Origin of the sequence: Staphylococcus condimenti (assembly GCF_001618885.1) — a bacterium.
GTDB classification, from domain to species: domain Bacteria; phylum Bacillota; class Bacilli; order Staphylococcales; family Staphylococcaceae; genus Staphylococcus; species Staphylococcus condimenti.
In genome coordinates this window covers 1609628-1631668 of the sequence record NZ_CP015114.1, presented here as the reverse complement: position 1 = coordinate 1631668, position 22041 = coordinate 1609628, and the positions used below count along the sequence as shown (strand labels likewise).

Genomic DNA, 22041 nt, shown 5'->3' with positions numbered 1-22041 from the left:
CCTAGTACTCAATCTCTGAAATAGGTTGTGGATGCTCATTCATATAGTCTTCTTTAATTTTACCGTCAAAAATTTCAATAACATGATCCGCCATGTCTTTAAGCGCTGCGTTATGCGTTACAATAATAACTGTTTTACCGTCTTTATGACTTAAATCTTGTAAAACTTGTAAGATTGTTTTCCCTGTATTATAGTCGAGTGCACCTGTAGGCTCATCACATAATAATAGATCAGGGTTTTTCGCAACCGCACGCGCAATTGAAGCACGTTGTTGTTCCCCACCAGAAAGTTGTGAAGGGAAGTTGTTTTTACGTTTCTCTAAGCCGACGCGTCTTAATGTCTCTTCTGAATCTAGTGCTTTAGGAGAAAGTTCTGATGCTAATTCAATATTTTCTAATGTTGTAAGGTTTGGAATCAAATTGTAGAACTGGAATACAAACCCAATTTGATTACGTCGATATGTTGTAAGCTGCTTCTCTGAAAATTTTGCGATATCTGTACCGTTAATAATTACGTGTCCTTCACTCGCTGTGTCCATTCCGCCTAAAGTATTCAATAATGTTGATTTACCTGCCCCAGATGCACCAACAATTACCATTAACTGTCCTTTTTCTAAAGTAAATGAAATATCATCATTCGCTCTGACTTCTTGATCACCACTGCCAAATATTTTTGAATAATTCTTTACTTCAATATATGCCAAATGTGTTTTCCTCTTCTCGTTTAATTTTGTATAACCTATCTCTCTGTTAGTTGACTAAGTCAACTATTTGTTAAAGCATATCAACTAATCAAGAAAAGTACAAGCTTATTTGCCCAATTCTTTCAAAATATTTTCATATCACACTTTTAAAATGACAAAGTTAGCATAAATGAAAGATGCTTACATACAAATAGCTATAATTTTATAGATTAATAGGAAATAAAAGTGAAAAACACTTAAGAAAATAGGCATTGTGACAACATTATAAACATTATTTCTTGAAAATTTTTATAAATTGTAAGCCTTTTACTTTATTAACTAAATATTAACCAACTATAACAAAAGTATAATATGAATTATTTCCATTGATTATATAAATGTGTATCTGTATATTTATTTGAGCTACTAAAAATTCAATAAAGAGGTATTTATGGACATCAAAGATAAAAAATTCAAATTCAGTGTAAGAAAATACAAAACAGGCACAGCATCAATCTTATTAGGAACATGCTTAGCGCTTGGTATAGCGAATAGTAATGAAGCAAATGCTGCAGAAGAAACAAATGAGGAAACAACAGTAACAGCTCAACCTACTACAAGTGAAAATCAAAAGCCGGAAACTGCAACTCAAACAAATACTGGAGAAGCATCAGTGCCTGCTCCAATAGATAATAAAATTGAAACTAATGTGGTTAAAAAAGAAAATGCAAAAGAAAGCATTCAACTTCAAACTTCAACACAAGAAATTGATTCAACAGAAAACAAAGATGCAGTAATAACAGAAGTATCTGATTCAAAAGACGATACAAAAGAAAATATTTCTGCAACTCCTAGAAGTATTCAAGCTAGTGAGAAGCCAGCAGAAGAAACAAATACATCAGTTGAAAACATTAAAAATGAACAAAGTGCTCCTGATGATAAATCAGATCAACCTCCTGACTCTACAGATTATAAAATCTATATTGATGGTAAGACACCTATGTTAGAAGAAGATTCATCCACAACTCCAAATAAAGAATTGAAAAAAGAAACAATTCAAGAAGGGAAAGACATTTCAAACAAAGTTAAAATTAAAAAGGATAAAATCGAAAGTAAGGATGCTGTTAACCCGCAACAAGGAGAAAGAGTAACTTTAAAATATGATTGGGAATTTGAAAATGGTATAAACCCTGGCGATTATTTTGATTTCACTATTTCAAATAATGTAAATACAAATGGTGTATCTGTAATTAAGAAAGTTCCTGACATTAAAAATGGCAGTATAACTATGGCTACAGGAAAAGTAATGGAAAACGGCAAGATTAGATATACATTTTTAGATTATATTCAAAATAAAGTTAATGTTACAGCTAATTTATCACTCAACTTATTTTTAGATCCGAGAACAGTTAAAAATGATGGAGAACAAACTATCACATCTACCTTGAATGGACATGAAACTTCAAAAACTATAAACGTTAAACATTTGAACGGCATTAGCCAAGCAGGAATAGAAGTAAATGGTATTATGGAAAACTTAGATAAGGATAACAATAAATTCACGCATATTAGCGTTGTTAATCCAAAGGGTTATAATATTCAATACCCTATAATTCATGGAAAAGTTTTGAAAGGCGCGCCATCATCTAATAAACAAGCAAATGTTAAGATATACGAGTATATTGGGAAAGAAAATTTGCCACAAAGTTTAAGTGTAAATTTTTCAAACACTAACTTATTTAAAGAGATTAGCAAAAATTTAAAAATAGAACTTTTTAACGATGGGTCATACAGAATAAATTTAGATAAACTAGATAAAACGTATGTTATAAAGTACGAAGGCAGCTATCAAAACGATGCTGAAGATTTAATATTCAGAACTACTTTTTCTGGTTATAGCCCGTTTTATTATAATTATTATTCTTACGCTTCTTGGGATAACGGCTTAGTTTTATACCAAAATAATGCAAATGGTAACGGTAAAAACGGTCCTATTATAGACAATAATGATATTAATTGGCAGGAAGATACTTTACCTGACGGTAAGAGCGGTCACAACAATGGAGAAACTGAAGAAGAGGATTCAAAACCTATTGAATGGGATGAACACACTGTTCCAGACGATGAAAGCGGTCATAACAATGGGGAAACTGAGGAAGAAGACTCTAACCCTATCGACTATGATGAAGATACCCTTCCTGATGGTGAAGAAGGCCACAACAACGGGGAAACCGAAGAAGAGGACTCTAACCCTATCGACTATGAAGAAGATACCCTTCCTGATGGCGAAGAAGGTCATAACAACGGGGAAACTGAAGAAGAAGATTCTCACCCTATCGATTATGATGAAGATACAATCCCGGATGACGAAGAAGGTCACAACAACGGGGAAACTGAGGAAGAAGATTCTAATCCTATCGACTACGAAGAAGACACAATTCCGGATGGTGAAAATGGACATAACAATGGGGAAACTGAGGAAGAAGACTCTAACCCTATCGACTATGATGAAGATACCCTTCCTGATAACGAAAATGGACATAACAATGGTGAGACCGAAGAAGAAGACTCTAATCCTATAGACTACGATGAAGACACGATTCCGGACGGCGAAAACGGCCATAACAACGGCGAAACTGAAGAAGAAGACTCTAACCCTATCGACTATGATGAAGATACCCTTCCTGATGGTGAAGAAGACCATAACAATGGGGAAACCGAAGAAGAAGATTCAAAACCTATTGAATGGGATGAACACACTGTTCCAGACAGTGAAGGTGGTCACAACGACAAAAAGACTGAACAAAATTCTAGCTCTAAAATCATAGATAAAGAGAAGCCTAAACCGCAAGAACATCAAAACATTATTACTGCAAATAACGTTGAAATGCCTAAAGTACAACAGTTAAATTCTGATCAAAAATTATCAATCAAACCTTTAAGCACTTCAACTCCTAAAACTGAAAAGAATAATGAAAAATTACCTGAAACAGGTCAAGAAAATAAAAATACTCCTATTTTCGGCGCATTATTAGCAATACTCGGTGCAACATTTATTTTCAGAAGACAAAAAAACAAACAATAATAAAGACTTAAAGATAGAGGCGGCTGAGTATATTAACATCAATCGCCTCTATCTTTATTTGTGATTCACTAACTTATTTTATTTGAGATGCAAATAATGACATGATTTTCTTTTTACTTTTCATATAAAAAACAAGTACGGCTCTTTCTCCCTTTTTCAATGTCTTGCAGAGAATTAGAAGCTACCAACTTATCAAATATTCAACTCATCACTTCTCTTTTCACAAATATAAGTGAAAAAAATGAATTCTTGAGTGCTTTTCTTATTAACCTTTGAACAAGGAGTGACAATTCTTGTGAAATTGTTAACATAGTTCAACTAAGGGGAAAGTATTAATGAAAATGAATACCGAGAGGTGACTATGAATGTTTAACTTAAAAGGACAAGTAGCTTTAGTAACTGGTGGAGCTAGCGGAATAGGAAGAGGTATATCAGAGTGCCTATTTGAAGGGGGTGCTAAAGTAATTATTGGTGGTATTTCTGAAGAAAAAGGCCAACAAGCCGCTAAAGAACTGAACGGAGATTTTTTCAAATTAGATGTAAGAGATACTTCACAAATTCAACAAGTCATTGATCAAGTCGTTGAGAAATACGGGAAAATTGATATCTTAGTTTCTAATGCAGGCGTCTATCCGCAAATCAATATTGAAAATTTAACTGAAGCGGACTGGGACTACGTTCAAGATGTTAACCTAAAAGGTACCTTCTTTGTGACACAAGCAGTTCTCAAAGTCATGAAGCAACAACAATATGGTCGTGTCATTGTTACTTCTTCTGTTACAGGGCCAAATACAGGTTACCCTGGTTGGTCACATTATGGTGCTTCAAAAGCCGGGCAACTTGGTTTTGTTAGAAGTGCCGCTTTAGAATATGCTAAATATGGCATTACTGTAAATGCTATTCAACCTGGAAATATTCTGACTGAAGGGTTAGAAGAACAAGGAGACGATTATTTAGAAGGCGTTCGTAAAATTATACCTACTCACAAATTAGGTATACCTGAAGATATCGGTTATGCTGTTGTATTCTTCTCTTCTAAAGAAGCTGAATTTATTACAGGACAAGCATTAATTATCGATGGTGGCCAAGTCTTGCCTGAAGAACCAAGTGGTATCTTGTAAATCTTAAACAGTTTTAAAAGCGTACCCTTTTGGATACGCTTTTCTTTATACCCCCACATTTTAATAATTATTTTAATTGTTAAATATTAAATAATCTATGTACATGAAGTACCGATAAGGCTATCCTAATACATGTAATGGTACTTTATTGAGAAAGAAGGAAAGTAATTATGAAAAATACGGTAAAATATCGTAAGTTTATTTTACCAATTGTGGTAGGACTTGTTATTTGGGCACTTACCCCATTTAAGCCTGAATCTTTAGATACACAAGCTTGGTATATGTTTGCGATATTTGTTGCAACTATCATTGCATGTATCACACAGCCTATGCCAATTGGTGCAGTATCAATTATCGGTTTTACCATAATGGTACTTGTCGGAATAATTGATACTAAAACAGCTGTACAAGGATTCGGCAATAACAGCATTTGGTTGATTGCTATGGCTTTCTTCATTTCACGCGGATTTGTTAAAACAGGGTTAGGTCGACGTATTGCATTACAATTCGTTAAGCTCTTTGGTAAAAAGACCTTGGGGTTGGCCTACTCACTTGTAGGCGTTGACTTGATTTTAGCTCCCGCTACACCAAGTAACACAGCACGTGCTGGTGGAATTATGTTTCCTATAATCAAATCACTCTCTGAATCATTCGGATCTAAACCAGATGATGGTTCAGAACGTAAAATGGGGGCTTTCCTTATTTTTACGGAATTCCAAGGAAATTTAATTACATCAGCAATGTTCTTAACTGCAATGGCTGGAAACCCTTTAGCACAGAACCTTGCTGAAAGTACAGCTCATGTGCATATTACTTGGATGAACTGGTTTTTAGCAGCACTTGTTCCCGGTCTAGTTTCTTTAATTGTAATTCCATTTATCATTTACAAAATTTATCCACCGACTGTCAAAGAAACACCTAATGCGAAATCTTGGGCTGATCATGAATTAGAAAAAATGGGCAAAATATCATTAGCCGAAAAATTTATGATAGGCATATTCATCATCGCATTGGCACTTTGGGTTACAGGCAGTTTCATCAATATAGATGCGACATTAACAGCATTTATCGCTTTATCATTATTATTGATAACAGGTGTACTTACTTGGAAAGACATTTTAAATGAAACAGGTGCTTGGAATACATTAGTTTGGTTCTCAGTACTCGTATTAATGGCTGATCAATTAAACAAATTAGGTTTCATACCATGGTTAAGTAAAGTCATCGCAAATAGTTTAGGTAGCTTCAGCTGGCCGATTGTGTTGATTATCTTACTTATCTTCTATTTCTATTCTCATTATCTTTTCGCCAGCGCAACAGCCCATGTCAGTGCCATGTATGCTGCATTATTAGGTGTTGCTGTAGCAGCAGGAGCACCACCATTATTAAGTGCACTTATGTTAGGGTTCTTTGGTAACCTGCTTGCTTCTACTACACATTACAGTAGCGGTCCGGCTCCTATTCTATATGCGTCAGGATACGTTACTCAAAAACGTTGGTGGACTATGAATTTTGTTCTTGGACTTGTCTACTTTATTATTTGGATTGGTCTAGGTTCAATTTGGATGAAAATTTTAGGGATGATGTAATTTTTAAAAGCTTTCTTATAATGCAACAGAGCTTCAAAACAAGCTCTGTTGTTTTTTCAATAATTTACTGAAATAAAAACCTTATAATGACGTTTCAAAACAAAATATCTTTCTCTCCCCCCAATCTATCACTGCATTTATTCCGCAAAACAAATAATTTATTTATCAAAATTGATGTTAAAAACTGTTTTTAAAACATAATAAAAAAATAAACATATTTACACACCAAAACTAATTTACGCATATTCATTATGAGTATCTGTTTTACTCAGCTTTTTTAAATCTTCTTTTATTTTCTGAAATACGATTATTTTTTCAATAATACATATCAATACTATACTTCTATTAACACCCTCAAAACCGCTCTACTACACTTTGCTCCCTACTATTTATTATTAAAATCAAGTACATTCTAAAAGGCTGTCTGTTCTCTGAAAATACACTCTCATATAATGTTACAAAAATTTAATATTGCAACATGGAGTTTGGCGATACATTGTTATACCCTACTTCTCATTTAATTTTTTTATTTATTTTGTGTTCAAATTTGGTTAAAAACTTTATAAATAACTTTATTAGTGGTATGATTCCTTTGCCGGTATAATTCCGTGTATATCTATCAGATTTCAATGTATTAAATATGCACAAAAGCACTAATATTTATAGGCCAAACAATTTTAGTCACAATCTACATCTAACGAAAATCAGGTTGATATCTCGGAGATACAAAATATTCAGTCACAATTATTAAAATAACGAAGCTCAACAAGAGACAAATTAAAATTATTTTAATAATTAAAATTGAGTGATTTTGTCTTTTGTTGTGCTTCTCAGGAGTTGATTTTTGTTTGAAAATATTTAGTTTGCTGCTGACTTATCCACTTTTCATGTCGATTTATTGGATTATTGGAACTATTTATTATGCCGTATTTAAAGAATTGAGACTTAAAAAATTGCCGAATTATGAAAACCAAACAGAAGGAATCACATTTTTGATTCCTTGCTACAACGAAGAAGACACAATTGAAGATACAATCAAAAGTATTTTAGATTTAAAATTTCCCTTAAAAGAAGTCATTGTAATTAACGATGGAAGCTCAGACAACTCTGAACAAGTTGTGATGGATTTGCAAAAAGATCTAGATTTTATCTTTGTTAATTTGAAAAAGAATAACGGTAAAGCAAATGCTTTGAACGAAGGTATTAAACACGCAAATTATAACTACATTATGGGAATTGATGCAGATACCATTGTCGATGATAACGCACCTTATTTTATGATTGAGTCCTTTAAGCAAGATCCAAAATTAGCTGCGGTAACAGGAAATCCAAGAATCAGAAACAAAAGTTCAATTCTAGGTAAGATTCAAGCGATTGAATACGCAAGTATGGTCGGCAGTATCAAACGCGCTCAGTCTATTGCCGGAAAAATCAACACAATTTCCGGAGTGTTTACTTTATTCAGAAAAGAAGCCATACAGCAGGTTGGTGGTTGGGATATAGATATGATCACAGAAGACATTGCGATTTCTTGGAAATTCCATTTGAATGATTGGCGTATCAAATATGAACCACGTGCACTTTGCTGGATGCTCGTGCCTGAAACAATCGGAGGTCTTTGGAAACAGCGTATTAGATGGGCTCAAGGTGGACAAGAAGTATTAATTAGAGACTTTAAACAATCATTAAAAACTTTCAACTTAGCACAATATTTGCTGCTATTTGAACAAATTGTATCTTTAGTATGGGTTTATTCAGTCGTGATATTACTCGCATTATCTATTATCAACACCGACTTTCTTGATATTTCTTTCTTACAGTATCAATTCACTATCATTATCCTTTCAGCTCTTTTGTTAACTTTTATCAATACGATTCAATTTGCTATCTCATTATTTATAGATAGTACTTATGAAAAAATAAATATCTTTACCATTATATTTTTAAGCTGGTATCCGACATTGTATTGGGTACTTAACGCTTTAGTTGCAATTTTCGCCTTTCCTAAAGCCTTAAAAAGAAAGAAAGGAGCTTATGCGACATGGACAAGTCCAGACAGAGGCAATATAAAACGGTAAAATCTAGCTTAAACTTTACGCGTGAAATCTTTATTCTCCTATTCACTTTGGTATTTTGGGTTTATTGTTGTTCTGCATTGATAGTTATAGGAGGGTCGCTGCTCGGCATTAAAAGTGATAGTGTTCTTTTATTACGGGCTGTCTTAAATATAGAAAACTCTGACTTGGGTAATATCTTTAAATTAATGGGATTATTTGTGGTTGTCATTTTCTTCTTATTAACTTATTGTCTCATTTCACAGAGCATCAAAAAGTGGAGAGAAGGTGCTCCTCTTGATTAAAAAAGCGCTACTCATTTTAATAGTTGCTGTATTATTTATAAGCACCAATTCTTTGGAAAACAGTCATGAAACATATGCTAAAGAAGATATATCACATTATGATGAAAATAGTGCACTTGCATTAAATTATCATAGAGTAAGAAATGGCGGTTTCTTCGAAAGCTTTCTAAATATTTTTTCGAATAGTAAAGAACTGTCGACTTATAGCCTTACAAAAAAGGAATTTGAAGATCAAATCAAGTGGTTGAAATCAAAAAATGCACGTTTTTTAACTGAAGAAGAAGTTATCAAATATAAAAAAGAAGGAAAATTTCCAAAAAGAAGTGTATGGATCAGCTTTGATGATATGGATCAATCTATCTATAAAAATGCCTATCCGATATTAAAAAAATACAACATCCCTGCTACAGGTTTTATCATCACTAGCAAAGTGGGTCAAAAAGACTTCCATAACTTGAATATGGCTACGTTAAAGCAACTTAAAGATATGCACGCTTCTGGGCTTTGGACATTTCACTCGCATACTAATAATCTTCATTCTATAAAAAATAATGTGTCTCAAGTAATTGTTACTAAAGATGATAAAACGTTAACTGCAGATATTAAAAAAAGTAATCAGTATTTAAAGAAACATTTCAACTCAAACACTAACTCAATTGCTTATCCTTATGGCCAAATTAATGATAATAAGATAAAAGCGATTAAAAAAGCAGGAATCAAATATGGATATACGCTAGAAGAAAAACCCATCAGACCTAATGATGACGATTATTATATTCCTCGTATTCTCATTAGTGAAAACACATTTCATCAAGTAGTCCAAAAATGGAAAGGTTTTAAAGATGGTTAAAAACAAAAAAACAGAACTTATATATTTTCGTGCCTTTATTTGTATGCTGATTATATTGACACATGTATTTACAGAACTGATGAGAAATATAGAAGGGTCAGATATCAACCAATTGAAACTTATCTATTATGTTCAAAATATGTTTATATTTGGGACGCCCTCATTTATTATTTTAGCTCAGTTACTCGTCACACTTAACTACAAAGTGTTATCTATCCATTATTTATGGTCGCGTTTCAAATATATTTTTATTCCCTATTTAACGATTGGTCTATTCTACTGTTATACCGAATCTTTAAAGTTAAATAGTCCGTTCAGTCATCAATTTTTTGAAAATATCATATTAGGGAAATGGTATGGTTATTTCATTATCGTTATTATGCAGTTTTTCATCTTGAGTTATTTGCTATATAAAATTTCGTATAAGATCTTTAATAGTAAACTTATATTGTTGTTATCACTCGTCATCCAAGTTACTTTCTTACATTTACTTGATAATAATAAAGCTTTTGCACATGCATTCCATTCTATTTATCCATTGAGTGATAATACTTTTATTCTAGGCTGGATTTTCTTCTTCTTTTTAGGAGGCTATATCGGCTTGAATTATAATAGAATTGTTAACTTTTTAAATAAGTATATCTTTGTAGTAATAGGTTGTGCAGTTATTTCATATCTTATATTTGTGGTATTTAAAAATCATGATTATTGGTATGTCACAAGTTATACAGATTATTTAGTACTCTATCATACGTTTATGTTTTTATTACTGCTAGGAGCTTGCTTGCAGTTTAAATCATTTATGTTTTATTCCATTAATTTAACAAGTACATTTTCATTTTTCATCTTTTTATTTCACCCTATGATTTTAAGTTACGTATATGAATACACCCTCGTGTATAAGGGGAAAACGATTCTCTTCATTGTATTAACACTGCTATTTGTTTTAGGGCTATGTGTAGGCGTAGGCGTTTTCTTACGAGAGTTTTATATCTTCCGATTTGTGATTGGAAAGCAGCCTTATCTTACAAAATTTGATTTAAAAGAAAATACGTCTAAGTAATATTCAGAGTTAGCAAAATAAAATAAACAGAGGTCACTCTTAATGAGGACCTCTGTTTTGATTTTATAATTTAAGTTCAAACTAATAAGAAGGCTCATTTTACCTTTTAACGTCTTATCTAATTTAAGCTAATTAAATAGAGTCTCTACTTTTAGGAGTATGCTTAAAATTTTGGATTAGTACATCTTCTAATTTAGGTAAATCATTGTCAATGAATTTTTCGAAAGCACGTTTCGTTTTTTCGAGAATTTCTGTGTGACTCAACTCTTCATTCGGATTATTCTTATATAAAGTTTTCGAAAAAAGGTTTGTATATTGACCAGTCAAAGTTTTTCTAGCTCCTTTAAACAACTTTTCATTCGATACAGCTATCTCGTGAAGATGCTCTCTAATTTCAGTATCTGCAGGCCCTACAACTAAATGTATGCTTGTAGCTTTATCTATATTTTTCACCTCAATCAAAAGCATTCTTCGACTCGCCGTCCATTTATTACTTGTTTCATTGAGTGGGATTTTTTGATCAAGTTCTTGTGTCGTAAACCTTATAAATCGTTTACTGCTATAATCTGCTACGAGAGTTTCTTTTTCTACAATTAATTTTTGTAGCATTTCAGAGATATCATTTAAAATGTCTGGTTTATATTCAAATATTAAATCTAACGCTCTTTTGTGTTTAAAGTAGATATCATTACATATTTTTTCTAATTCTTCGTCTCCCAAAATATACCTCCTCAATATATTTAAATACTGATTAATAAAGTCTGATGTTTCTTTGTTAAGTGTATTTTCTTTGCTTACTAATATTTCATTGATGCCTTCACTTATATCTTTATAAGATATGTGATGCCAAGTTTCAATATCGCTAGCCTCATCACCATTTGGTGTTAAAAATATAAAGAGTTTTTCGTAATCTGGAAACTCTCGATCAATCACTTGCTGATACTTTTTAAGTTGATGCTGTGATTCTTTGCTCCATATTTTATTTTCAATAGTAATTACGGTTTTATTTTGTTCAGAAATAACCAATAAATCTATATTATTCCACTCTCTTAGTACAATAGCGTCCTCAAAATTACTTAATAGTAATTTAAATGTGTTTTTCTGATAATCAGGCTTATAAAAGGAATTAATATAAATTTGAATTAGCTTTTTTATAAAACTTTCATCCAGTCCATGTATCTCTTTGGGATTTAATAACCAAGCTAGCATATTGCTATGGCGAATTTCTGTATTCACTACTCCTAAAATTTCGAATACATTAAATTGATTTGAAAATTTTTCAACTTCTTGCAAAACATCAATATCTTTCAAAAATTCTAGTAAAGCAGCTTCATTTTTATCCACTAAGTTAACCCCTTTCTATATGTTCATTTCAAAATAATAATACTCATCTTTGCCTGTTCCCATTGAAATGGTATTACGTGCTTTCAACATTAATCTGCAATGTTCGAATTCTTCTTTTGTCACAAATCTTGGTTTCCAGAAGGTATCTAAGTTGTTTCCATAAATTGGATAGAAGCACAGTTTCATTTCATTATTTTCACTTATAATAAGTTGTGCAATCATACTGTATGCTGGAACGAAACGTTTATTGTACTCGCCGTTACTATTAAATACACCGTTCCCGATGCTATAGGCCACAGTGGTTTGATTTATTTTTTGTATACCTTGAATCATATGTGCACCGTGCCCAATTATGATGTCTGCACCTGCTTTACTCAACTGCTCGGCAAACCTTCTTTGAAGTGGTCTGACATCTTTGAAATCTGCACCCCAATGAGCAATCACAATAATTTTTCCATTTGGATGATTTTCTTTTTCTTGTTGAATTTTTTCAAATATAAACGGGTTCATACATGCAACTCCAGGCTCTTCACCTATCGCATAAAAATCAAATTCTTCATACATCGGCTGACGATACCAATAGGCATTAAAGAAAGTCATTCTTTGACCGTTTACATTCAAAACAAACGGCTTTTCTGCTTCTTCTTGATAATCTGCTGCTCCTATTGTGTGAATACGCTCTTCTTTAAATTGCTTCACTGTTTCAGTTAAACCTTCAACACCGCAATCCATTAAATGATTATTCGCAAGTGTAGCTAAATGAATATTTTCTTTTTTTAATGCTTCTACAGTTCCTTCAGTATCCGCATGTAATACAAAAGGTTTACGCATCTTCAAATATTCATTGCGGTCATCTGAAATCGCCGCCTCAAAATTACAGATATTAAAGTTTCCTTCTGTTAAAAAAGCACGTATATCATCAAAACTGTAATTACGGCCGAAACGCATAAGTGCATCTTCTTTACCTTGTCTTTTACGAATTCGTGTATAAAATTCACCGAAATAGGTATCGCCGATAACATTGATTTTATAAGGTTGTCTCGTATGCACATTCTGTTGATCGGCTAAATGATTGTCTGGTTTCTCATGTAAAGCTGCTACACTTTCTATACTTTTAGATAGCAGCGCATCTCTATGAAACATATTTTCAGCACCTAAGACAACTGAAACATATTTTTTACCATGAATATCAGAAAGCACTACTCCGATTGAATCACTTTGTCCATAGAAAAGACCGTGAGTAATTCGTCCATAATGATATAAATTCGTTTTACTTCTAAAAATATTATTACCATGAATAAACAAATTTCTGGATAATAGATCTTGAATAAACGGCATTTTATTAAAAAGAAGTCGTCCCACTTTAAATAAAGCTTCCAGCGTAATAGTTTGCTGCTTATTAGAAATTCGTCTTCCTGTGATATTAAGTGCTGCTTCTGGCGGTAAACCTAGTTCTGCAACTGTCTCTCGAATCATTTGCATACTCTTTCTATTAGAACCTACAACTGTATTAGCCAACATCAACAAAGCATTAGGCGCTGATTTGACAATTGATGCACCTAAAATATCATTCAATGTAAATGTACTGTTCTTTCTAAGTAATAAAGCATTATCCGATTGGCTTTCTCTTATAGCTTGCGCATCTGGCAGATACTTAGTTGTTAAAGATAATTTTTTCGCAAAAATTCGGTCAAGAATATGATTAATTAAAATTAATCCGCCGATACCTTGGTTTTGAGTTACTTCTTGATCACCATAACCAGAAACTTTTTGACCAGACTCTAAATCAAATGTTGCGACTCCGTATCCTGTACTTGGAGGGTGGATAATATTTTGTTTTGATTGCTTTTTGTTAAACTGTATCGCTTTCAACAACTCATCTTTTACATGTTTGAAGTTGCTGGAACGCGGTGAACCTTTTAATAAAATAATGTCATCTTCTTCAATGATATTTGCGACATGAGATGCAATCTCTTCAGCACTTTCATAATAACCGCCAATCATCTCTGGAGGTAATTTTCTAAGCATATGTTTCATTTCAGGACCATGAGCAAAAACAATGTCTACGTTTGAATCTATGAGTGTTTGAGCAACTGATTCATGCTGCTTTTTAGCTTCTTCAGCACTCAAATTTTCAATCCGACCTAAAAGTGCAATGGATTTACCTTTATAATATTTACTTTTTTGACTTAACAAATCTACTGCTGCATTCATAGCAATTCCTGTCGCATTCCAAGTATCATTTAAAAGCGTAAAATGATGACCTTTTCCTGTTTGATAAGATTCAAAATTCTGTACAGCTTTATTTGGCGTATAATCTTTAATCGCATCTACTATAGTATCAAGTGCGACACCAGCAAGTTTAATCACTGTAAGTACACCCACAATATTTTGTACCATACCTTCACCATTCAATTGTGTTTCAAACGTGATCTCTTCTCCTAAAATACGTGCTTTCACAATCGTAGTGGTACGAGTTTCTGTTACTTCCAGTATTAGACTATCTGCGTTTTCATCAAATCCATAAGTCACAATGTTTTGATTATATTGCTGCACTTCTTTTTCTACTGTGTCATATTCATTCATGTCTTTATTCAAAACGACATGTCCTTTATGATGCATCCCTTCAGCAATTCTCGCTTTTAAGATTGCTGTTTCATGCGCACTTTTTTTCTGTCCGCCATCAATAGAAGTAATCATCGCAATATCTGGCGGGTAATTTTTCAAAATACCTCCAGAGCGCATCCAAAGTCCTGAAATCGCAGTTTCAACAATTGTAAATTCAGGTTGTGTAATAGCACAGGCAATTGTTAAAGGGACACCTGTTCTTGTATTATGATTTCCGCGTGTCGCAATGGTAGTGTGATTGATGCCTAATAGCTTATCGAGCAATCCTTTAGAAGTAGACTTGCCTGCTGTACCTGTAATTGCAATCATTTGTCCTCTTCTATGCTGATAGGCATAATTAGCTAATGCCTTAATGGCACTGTAAGAATTCTCTATAATATATTGCGGAATATCAGGATTCAATTCCGGTATCGGGCGCGCTGCAATAATACCGTCAATATAACTTTCGTGATTGGCAACTGTTGTATGTGTATCTGTCCAACCTGCATACATGCCTCTATTGCCCGTACCTTTATGCCACGTATCAGAATCAATTGCGATGAATAAGACTTTCTTTCCTTTTTTCTTTTCCATCTTAGCTTGTGCAGGATTGATGACTACATTATCCACAAACCAATCTTCTTCTGGTTGGCGATACCATTTTCCTTCTAGTAAGTGTTCGATAGTTTTCTGATTATAGTTCATGCTTTCACCCCGGACCCAATGTATTATTCGTTATAATCAAAAGATTAACATTTAAAATAATTTTTTAGTAGTTTTTTTGAGCATATATAATTATAAAAACTCCCTATAAAGTTTTCGCTTTTAAGTGCTTACTTTATAGGGAGCTGATCAACTCTATAAGTGCTTGTTTTTTCTATAACCTATGTACAACATTAAATTGAAACTTCTGAGTCTATCACTTCTGGCTTCTCTATACAGCTTCCGCCATCACCATATCTATTTGGCCCTTTATTTCCTGGTGCTATCAATACATATAATGTATACAGTGTGATTACTCCTGCCACAACTGTACCAAATGCGCCAGCCATCAATGTTGCTCCGATTACACCAGCATGTCCAGAACTTGCAATTGCTAATACTGCAATAATGAATACCACCGCTGCAATTGTTGTAATTAATCCGCTGATTTCCGCTACAATTGCGAGAATCAAAGTGCGATTAGTATCATGTAAACGTCTGGCCATCACAGTGAATGATGGAATAATAATTGCAATCGCAAAAAGACTGCTTAATAAACCAACAGAAAATATTCCTAACAACGAAGTAATAATGAAATTAATCCAAAATGGATGCCAAAAATCAGCACGACTAGATCTGCCGCTGACATCTAAAGTGCGTGTCCAAAAATCTCTGTAACTTTTAAAAACTTGATTTTGTGATTGCTCCATGGAGTTCCTCCTTACAATTCGTTAGTAATAGTATACAAATATAAAGTTGCACATTGCAATCAATTTTTTAAATATTTATATACTTTACAAAATAAAAATTAAAAAGATAATATTGGTGTGATAATCCAAAAAGAGCCGGAAACAATTGATGTTCCAGCTCTAAAAATTAGTTCTATAAACTCATTTAATGAATGCGTGTAAATATATTCTTCAAACAAACATTTTAAATGAATAGCTTTTTGAAATATATAAGTTGTTCTACAAATTCTTCGAACTCTTGCTCAGTTTTACAGCAATCCAAACATTGTTTAATTGAATGTGTTAATGCTACGGTGGCCTCTTCTAACAATAATTCTCCCTCAAGCGTTAAACAAACTGCTTTCAAGCGTTTATCATCGGTAGGAAAAATTTGTACATAACCACATTCTTCTAATTTTTTAATACGTTTTGATGCAGCTGTTTTGAAAATCTTTTGTTCTTCAGCCAATTCGTTAATTGTGATGCTCTCATTAGAATGAATAATACTCAACGCCGTTATTTGCTCAAAAGATAAAACTTGTCCAGATTTCAATTCGATTTGTCGTAAAATATTAGTGATTTCCTTATTTATTTGAGGAATTGCGATATAAAAATTGCGAATTGCCGATTTTAAATCCTGATTAATCTGCTCCATGCTCTTCATCCTTATTCAAAAATTAAGCACTCTTTAATTCTTTATTCCATAACATCACTTTTCTCTGCTCTTTCTGCTACTTTTCTCATAATCGGATCAGTAATTGGTTTAAATATAATTCCAATTAGTAAGAATATAATTCCAAATAATGAAAGCGTCATTACTTTTCGTGTTAATATTTCCGGAACATATCCACCAACCGCTTCTCTCAACGCATCTACTGCATAAGAAAACGGTATAAATGGGTGTATAATTTGGAAGAACTCAGGTGTGACTTCTATAGGGAACGTTCCTCCACCGCCGGCTATCTGCAACACTAATAAAATAATAGCAAGCGCTTTTCCTGGGTTGCCTAATAATGAAACTAAGGTATACACAATCGTTACGAACACAATCGAAATTAAGACAGTTAGACCTATGAACCAACCCACATGCTCTACTTGTGCATGCAATATTACAATATCTCCGATAGACACTATCAATGCTTGAACAATACCTATGAGATAGAATAAACCACTTTTACCTAAATAATCTTCTCTTTTAGTTAAATATGGTTCTAAATCTTTATGTTTATTATCTGTTGATAATAAGCTCACCATTAATAAAGCGCCGACCCAACATGCTAATGTTGTATAGAACGGTGTACTTGCAGACCCATAATCTTTCACAGGGAAAATATTTTCTTGGTTGATTTTAATTGGATTCGCCACTACATCCGCTTGTTTTTTCAAATCATTTTTCAGAAAATCAACCATTTTATCTACCGCATCATCATCGTCTATCTCATTAAAGAGTTTGTTTGCTTTCGCCAAATCCTTTTCGACACCTGGTAAATCATTACGTATGAATTTTGCTAAATCATGCAGTTTTTGTTTAGCCTCTGGCTGATTTTTATCTAACAGGCCTACTAATTGATCATAGCGATTAAATAATGTCGGAATATTTTCGTTTACTGTTGCCGTTGTATCCGCTAAACGCTGCTCTAAACCAGGTAAATCATTTCTGACAAACGAAGCGGCTTTATTCACATCTTGTTCGAACTCTGGATAATATCGTTGTGCAACAGCCATTGCATCATTATATCTTTGTTCAATAAGCGGCAAAGCACTTTGAATCGTTTCAATTCTATTTTGGCCGTCTTTTAAAATTGCTTCTCCTTCATCAATCACTTGAGAAATAGTATTCAACTTAGATTGAACTGTTGAAAGTTTTGCATCACCATTATTTAATACTGAAGTCACTTGATTGGATACGTTCAATAAACTTTGGTTCAGTTCTGTTTGAATATAATTTCTTAACCCTTTCAAGTCACGATCAACTTTAGGCAATGTTTTCAATAAATCTACTGCTTCTGCTTTACCAGAGCTGCCTTGAGATAATGCATCTCTAAGGAGATTTTGTTTTCTAATTAAGTTATTCACACTATTATTCGCTTCTTCTAACTTATTGATTTCAGAGGAAAGATCCATATCTTCTCTATCTTCAATTTCAGATAAGATATCAATAAATTGCTGATTAGATTTGCTGGTTGCTTCAAGTCTAGAATTCATATTATCTAATACAGATTCAAATTCTTCAGGTTTATCAGAAGACAAGATTCCATAAGCGATATTTTCTAGTGTTCCTAAATTTTCTTGCGTACTTTCTGCTTGTTGATCTGTATATTGAGATAAGGACAATAACCCTTTAGACAAAGAAGATTCCATTGCATTTGCATCTTCGCTGTCAAAAGAAGTCTTATTTGAATTACCGTCCGTACTCATTGGTGAAAATTTAATGTTATTCTCACTTGTTTTTGAAGTACTTTGAGGTGCTGCTTGTAAGTTGTTTTGTAATCGATTATTCACGACTTGATTACGGTTTTGCGCTTCATTAACAATTCCTTGGTACGTATCTACACGTTGATTAATTGCACTCAAATAACCTCGTGCATCGTTTATGCCTTGTAAACCTTTATCTACGCCATTACTAGCAATGTCGACACCCCTATTAATTCTTGGAAATGCTTCTGGTACATCATTAGAAGCAATATTAAGTGCCTTTTTGATATTCGGCATATATTCATTTAATGCTAAAACTAGTTTAGCTTTTTCATTTAATGCAGGTACTGCTGAGTTAACTTGATTCAGTTTATCTACGCCATTTAAAACGTCGCCCTTGTAATTATCCAAATCTCTAAATTCATCTGCGTAGTTATCTATTTGGTCTTGATGTTCATCCAAATATAATATTTTTTTAGCAAACTTATTAATTTCAGGCACAGAATTATTAGCTGTAGAGACTGCTTTTTGAATTTTATTAATCGTAGGGATTTCATTTTCAAGTTTAATACCTAACCGATTAGCTTCTTTAAGTAACGCTTTGGTTACTGTTTCATTAAATTTATCATTAGCTTTCTGTACAATCGCACTGGTTCCGGCATCCGTCATTTTAGGTGCGATTGCATTCAATTTCTGGTTTACTTTATATTCTATATCAGCACGTTGAGGGTTTTTGCGAAGCGTCCCTGTTATTTGATGTGTGAATTTTTCTGGTATGTACATAGCTGCATAATATTTGCCCATCTTCAAATCATGGTCTGCTTTTTTACGACTGACAAATTCCCAACCAAAATGGTTATCTTTTTTTAATTGTTTAGCAACTTCATCTCCTACATTTATCTTTTTACCTCTGACTTTATCGCCTTTATCTTCATTGACGACTGCAATTTTTATATTTTTAGTGTTTCCATATGGATCCCATGTCGCATCTAAATTGAACCATGCATAAAAAGAAGGGAGTATCATTACGCCTCCTAAAATGACTAAAACAGCGGGTGCTTTAATAATCTTCTTTAAATCCATCAGAAAGAGCTTTATTGCATTTTTCACTTTATACACCTCTAGAAACCTTTCTATATTTCTATACATTAATTTCAAATCGCTATTTGTTTATTTCATATAAATTGATATAATGACCTCATTGCTAAAGGTATGTCCCAAAAAGTTGAAACCTGTCAACGTTACTAACAACTATCAATAGTTTAACAAGACACGCAGTATTTTGTATATAGCAAATCAATTTATTTAAAAGAGAGGTATTATCATGAGGAATCAAAAGTTATTAGCCTATATTTTTTCATCTTCTTTATTGATTTCAACACTCCCTTTCAACGCTGTTGATGCCGAAGTCTCAGAAGAATCACCGACACAATTAAAAGAAAAAGATATAGATGATAATAAAAAGCAGCCATCTTCTGATGAAAATAATGAATCTACAAAAGATACAAATAACACTAATAAAGAAACTACTAAAAATGATGATGACGAGATAAATCAACCATCTTCTTCAAATAAAACGCGCAATAAAAACGCTTTAGATAAAAAAGAAAACACATACAATAAACAAGATGAAGAAACATCAGATGATCAAAAATTAAATCCTCATCAAGATATACGTAAACAAACTTATGCTGATTATTATAAAAATAGCTTGGATTTTTTTAAGCCAGCACCATTTAAAGAACAGAAAAATAGTACACCGAGTTTGTGGGAACAAATATTTTCTAATTCTGGCTCATCATATTTAGACGTTAACAAAACAGAACAAGGACAAAATAATGAAAATAAAACAGAGAATAAATCTGATCATTCTATAATCACTGATTCTGACGAAGAAAAAACGTCAACTTCCCAAAACGAATCACGTACTGATATAACAAATAATCAAGAGGATGAACTCTCAAATACTCATGAAAATAACAAGCTATCACAAGATGACAATGAAGTGTTAAGAAAGTTAGATGAGGCAAGTTCTTCAATTAAAGAGAGTCATTCTGAATCCGTTCAAGAAAACGAAAATCAAGAAGAAGATAGTGTATCTCAGCAAGATATACCTGAACAAGACAAGTCGGAGCAAAGTAAAATTGAACAAGATAACACACCATCTGATAATGAAGCTGATTCCGAGGCGCAAAATAAAAAAACGACTGATACCTCACAACAAGAAAATGAGCATGATGATTCTGTAATCAACGCTATTTTAGATGAATATAGTGAGGATGCTAAAAAACAAAAAGATAAATACGATAACCAAAACGAAACAAATGATACACAAGAAGAAAACAAAAAAATAGAAAGCCAACATTCAGATACATCTACAGCTAATCCTCAATTGCCGACTCAATCACAACTTGAAGATAAGACAGATCCAAAACAATCATTTGAAGATGGTTTAAAACAATCTAATAATAGATCGACAGCGATGTTCCAACTTTTACCTGATTTATCAAACAATGATGAAAATAACAGTGATTTTAATGTTGCAGAAAACAGCGATACACGACAATTTATCAAAAAAATTGCTGAAGATTCTCATGATATCGGTCAAAATAGAGATATTTATGCTTCTGTAATGATTGCACAAGCAATTTTAGAGTCTGATTCAGGCAATAGTGCACTTGCACAGTCACCGCATTATAACTTATTCGGAATCAAAGGAAGTTATCAAGGTAAATCTGCAGATTTCAATACACTTGAAGATAGCGGAAATAGTATGTATCAGATTTCAGCACAATTTCGCAGTTATCCAAGCGAAAAAGAATCTCTCGAAGATTATGCTGAGTTAATCAAAAATGGAATTGATGGTAATTCTGACATTTACCGTCCTACTTGGAAGAGTGAAGCTTCATCTTATCGTGAAGCTACTGCACATCTCGCAAAAACCTATGCGACTGATACACAATATGCTGATAAGCTTAACAGTATTATCAAACACTATGATTTAACACAATTTGATAAGAAACAAATGCCAGATTTAAATAATTACCAACCAAGCAATAAAGAAAATGCTTCAGATTTCAAACCGTTTGTCGAATCAACGAGTGATTCACCTTATCCTCATGGTCAATGTACTTGGTATGTTTATAATCGAATGGCGCAATTCGATAAACAAATCAGTGGTACTTTGGGAGATGCACGCAATTGGAATAATCGGGCAGAAAACAAAGGTTATACCGTTACGTCAACACCAGAAAAATATAATGCAGTTGTGTTTGAAGCAGGCCAACAAAATGCTGACCCTATCTATGGTCATGTCGCTTTTGTAGAAAAAGTTAACAGCGATGGTTCGATAGTGATTTCAGAATCTAATGTGGAAGGCCTCGGAGTCATTTCTTATAGAACAATTGATGCCGACGATGCTGCTCAATTAAGCTATATTAAAGGTAAATAATAATATTAATGAAAAAGCTTCATTCAATGACTCAATTATTTTTGA

At 33.0% G+C, this 22041-nt stretch carries 14 protein-coding genes; 8 read left to right on the top strand and 6 right to left on the bottom strand.

Annotated elements, in window-relative coordinates:
- Position 1: 1 nt before the first annotated feature.
- Positions 2–703 carry an ABC transporter ATP-binding protein gene (locus A4G25_RS08110; RefSeq protein ID WP_047132035.1) on the bottom strand — a complete coding sequence of 234 codons (702 nt, stop codon included), beginning with the start codon at positions 701–703 and terminating at the stop codon, positions 2–4.
- 430 nt (positions 704–1133) lie between these two features.
- Here A4G25_RS08110 and A4G25_RS08105 point away from each other — a divergent pair, with 430 nt between their 5' ends.
- The 7 genes from A4G25_RS08105 (at position 1134) to icaC (ending at position 10749) form a co-directional block, all read left to right on the top strand.
- Entirely contained in the window at positions 1134–3767 is a 2634-nt protein-coding gene (locus A4G25_RS08105) for a fibrinogen-binding adhesin SdrG C-terminal domain-containing protein (protein ID WP_047132034.1), read from the top strand.
- Between the two features lie 365 nt (positions 3768–4132).
- Positions 4133–4888, top strand: a complete 756-nt coding sequence (gene fabG, locus A4G25_RS08100) for a 3-oxoacyl-ACP reductase FabG (RefSeq protein ID WP_047132033.1) — start codon at positions 4133–4135, stop codon at positions 4886–4888.
- A 170-nt stretch (positions 4889–5058) separates the two neighbouring features.
- Positions 5059–6477 (top strand): anion permease, encoded by a 1419-nt coding sequence (locus tag A4G25_RS08095; protein WP_047132032.1) that lies wholly within the window; start codon positions 5059–5061, stop codon positions 6475–6477.
- Between the two features lie 848 nt (positions 6478–7325).
- Entirely contained in the window at positions 7326–8555 is a 1230-nt protein-coding gene (icaA, locus tag A4G25_RS08090; RefSeq protein ID WP_047132031.1) for a poly-beta-1,6 N-acetyl-D-glucosamine synthase IcaA, read from the top strand.
- A complete protein-coding gene (gene icaD / locus A4G25_RS13380) occupies positions 8519–8836 on the top strand; it encodes an intracellular adhesion protein IcaD (RefSeq protein ID WP_047132030.1) in 318 nt (105 codons plus the stop codon). Before icaA ends, icaD begins: the two co-directional genes overlap by 37 nt.
- Entirely contained in the window at positions 8829–9686 is an 858-nt protein-coding gene (gene icaB / locus A4G25_RS08080; RefSeq protein WP_047132029.1) for an intercellular adhesin biosynthesis polysaccharide N-deacetylase, read from the top strand. The genes icaD and icaB overlap by 8 nt, the downstream gene beginning before the upstream one ends.
- A complete protein-coding gene (icaC, locus tag A4G25_RS08075) occupies positions 9679–10749 on the top strand; it encodes a polysaccharide intercellular adhesin biosynthesis/export protein IcaC (protein ID WP_063164632.1) in 1071 nt (356 codons plus the stop codon). Before icaB ends, icaC begins: the two co-directional genes overlap by 8 nt.
- 132 nt (positions 10750–10881) lie before the next feature.
- On the opposite strand, the gene A4G25_RS08070 is transcribed toward icaC, so the two are convergent.
- The 5 genes from A4G25_RS08070 to A4G25_RS08050 form a co-directional block, all read right to left on the bottom strand.
- The gene (locus A4G25_RS08070) at positions 10882–12093 is read right to left on the bottom strand and encodes a PDDEXK-like family protein (protein ID WP_052766747.1); all 1212 of its coding nucleotides are present in this window, start codon (positions 12091–12093) and stop codon (positions 10882–10884) included.
- A 15-nt stretch (positions 12094–12108) separates the two neighbouring features.
- Positions 12109–15405 (bottom strand): CapA family protein, encoded by a 3297-nt coding sequence (locus A4G25_RS08065; protein ID WP_047132027.1) that lies wholly within the window; start codon positions 15403–15405, stop codon positions 12109–12111.
- A 191-nt stretch (positions 15406–15596) separates the two neighbouring features.
- Complete coding sequence (locus A4G25_RS08060) at positions 15597–16112, bottom strand: DUF805 domain-containing protein (RefSeq protein ID WP_047132026.1); 516 nt, start codon at positions 16110–16112, stop codon at positions 15597–15599.
- A gap of 223 nt (positions 16113–16335) precedes the next feature.
- The gene (locus A4G25_RS08055; RefSeq protein ID WP_047132025.1) at positions 16336–16785 is read right to left on the bottom strand and encodes a MarR family winged helix-turn-helix transcriptional regulator; all 450 of its coding nucleotides are present in this window, start codon (positions 16783–16785) and stop codon (positions 16336–16338) included.
- Between the two features lie 41 nt (positions 16786–16826).
- On the bottom strand, positions 16827–19655 hold the full coding sequence (locus A4G25_RS08050; protein ID WP_047132024.1) for a YhgE/Pip domain-containing protein: 2829 nt from the start codon (positions 19653–19655) through the stop codon (positions 16827–16829).
- A gap of 214 nt (positions 19656–19869) precedes the next feature.
- Here A4G25_RS08050 and A4G25_RS08045 point away from each other — a divergent pair, with 214 nt between their 5' ends.
- A complete protein-coding gene (locus A4G25_RS08045; protein WP_047132023.1) occupies positions 19870–21996 on the top strand; it encodes an amidase domain-containing protein in 2127 nt (708 codons plus the stop codon).
- The last annotated feature ends 45 nt before the right edge of the window (positions 21997–22041 follow it).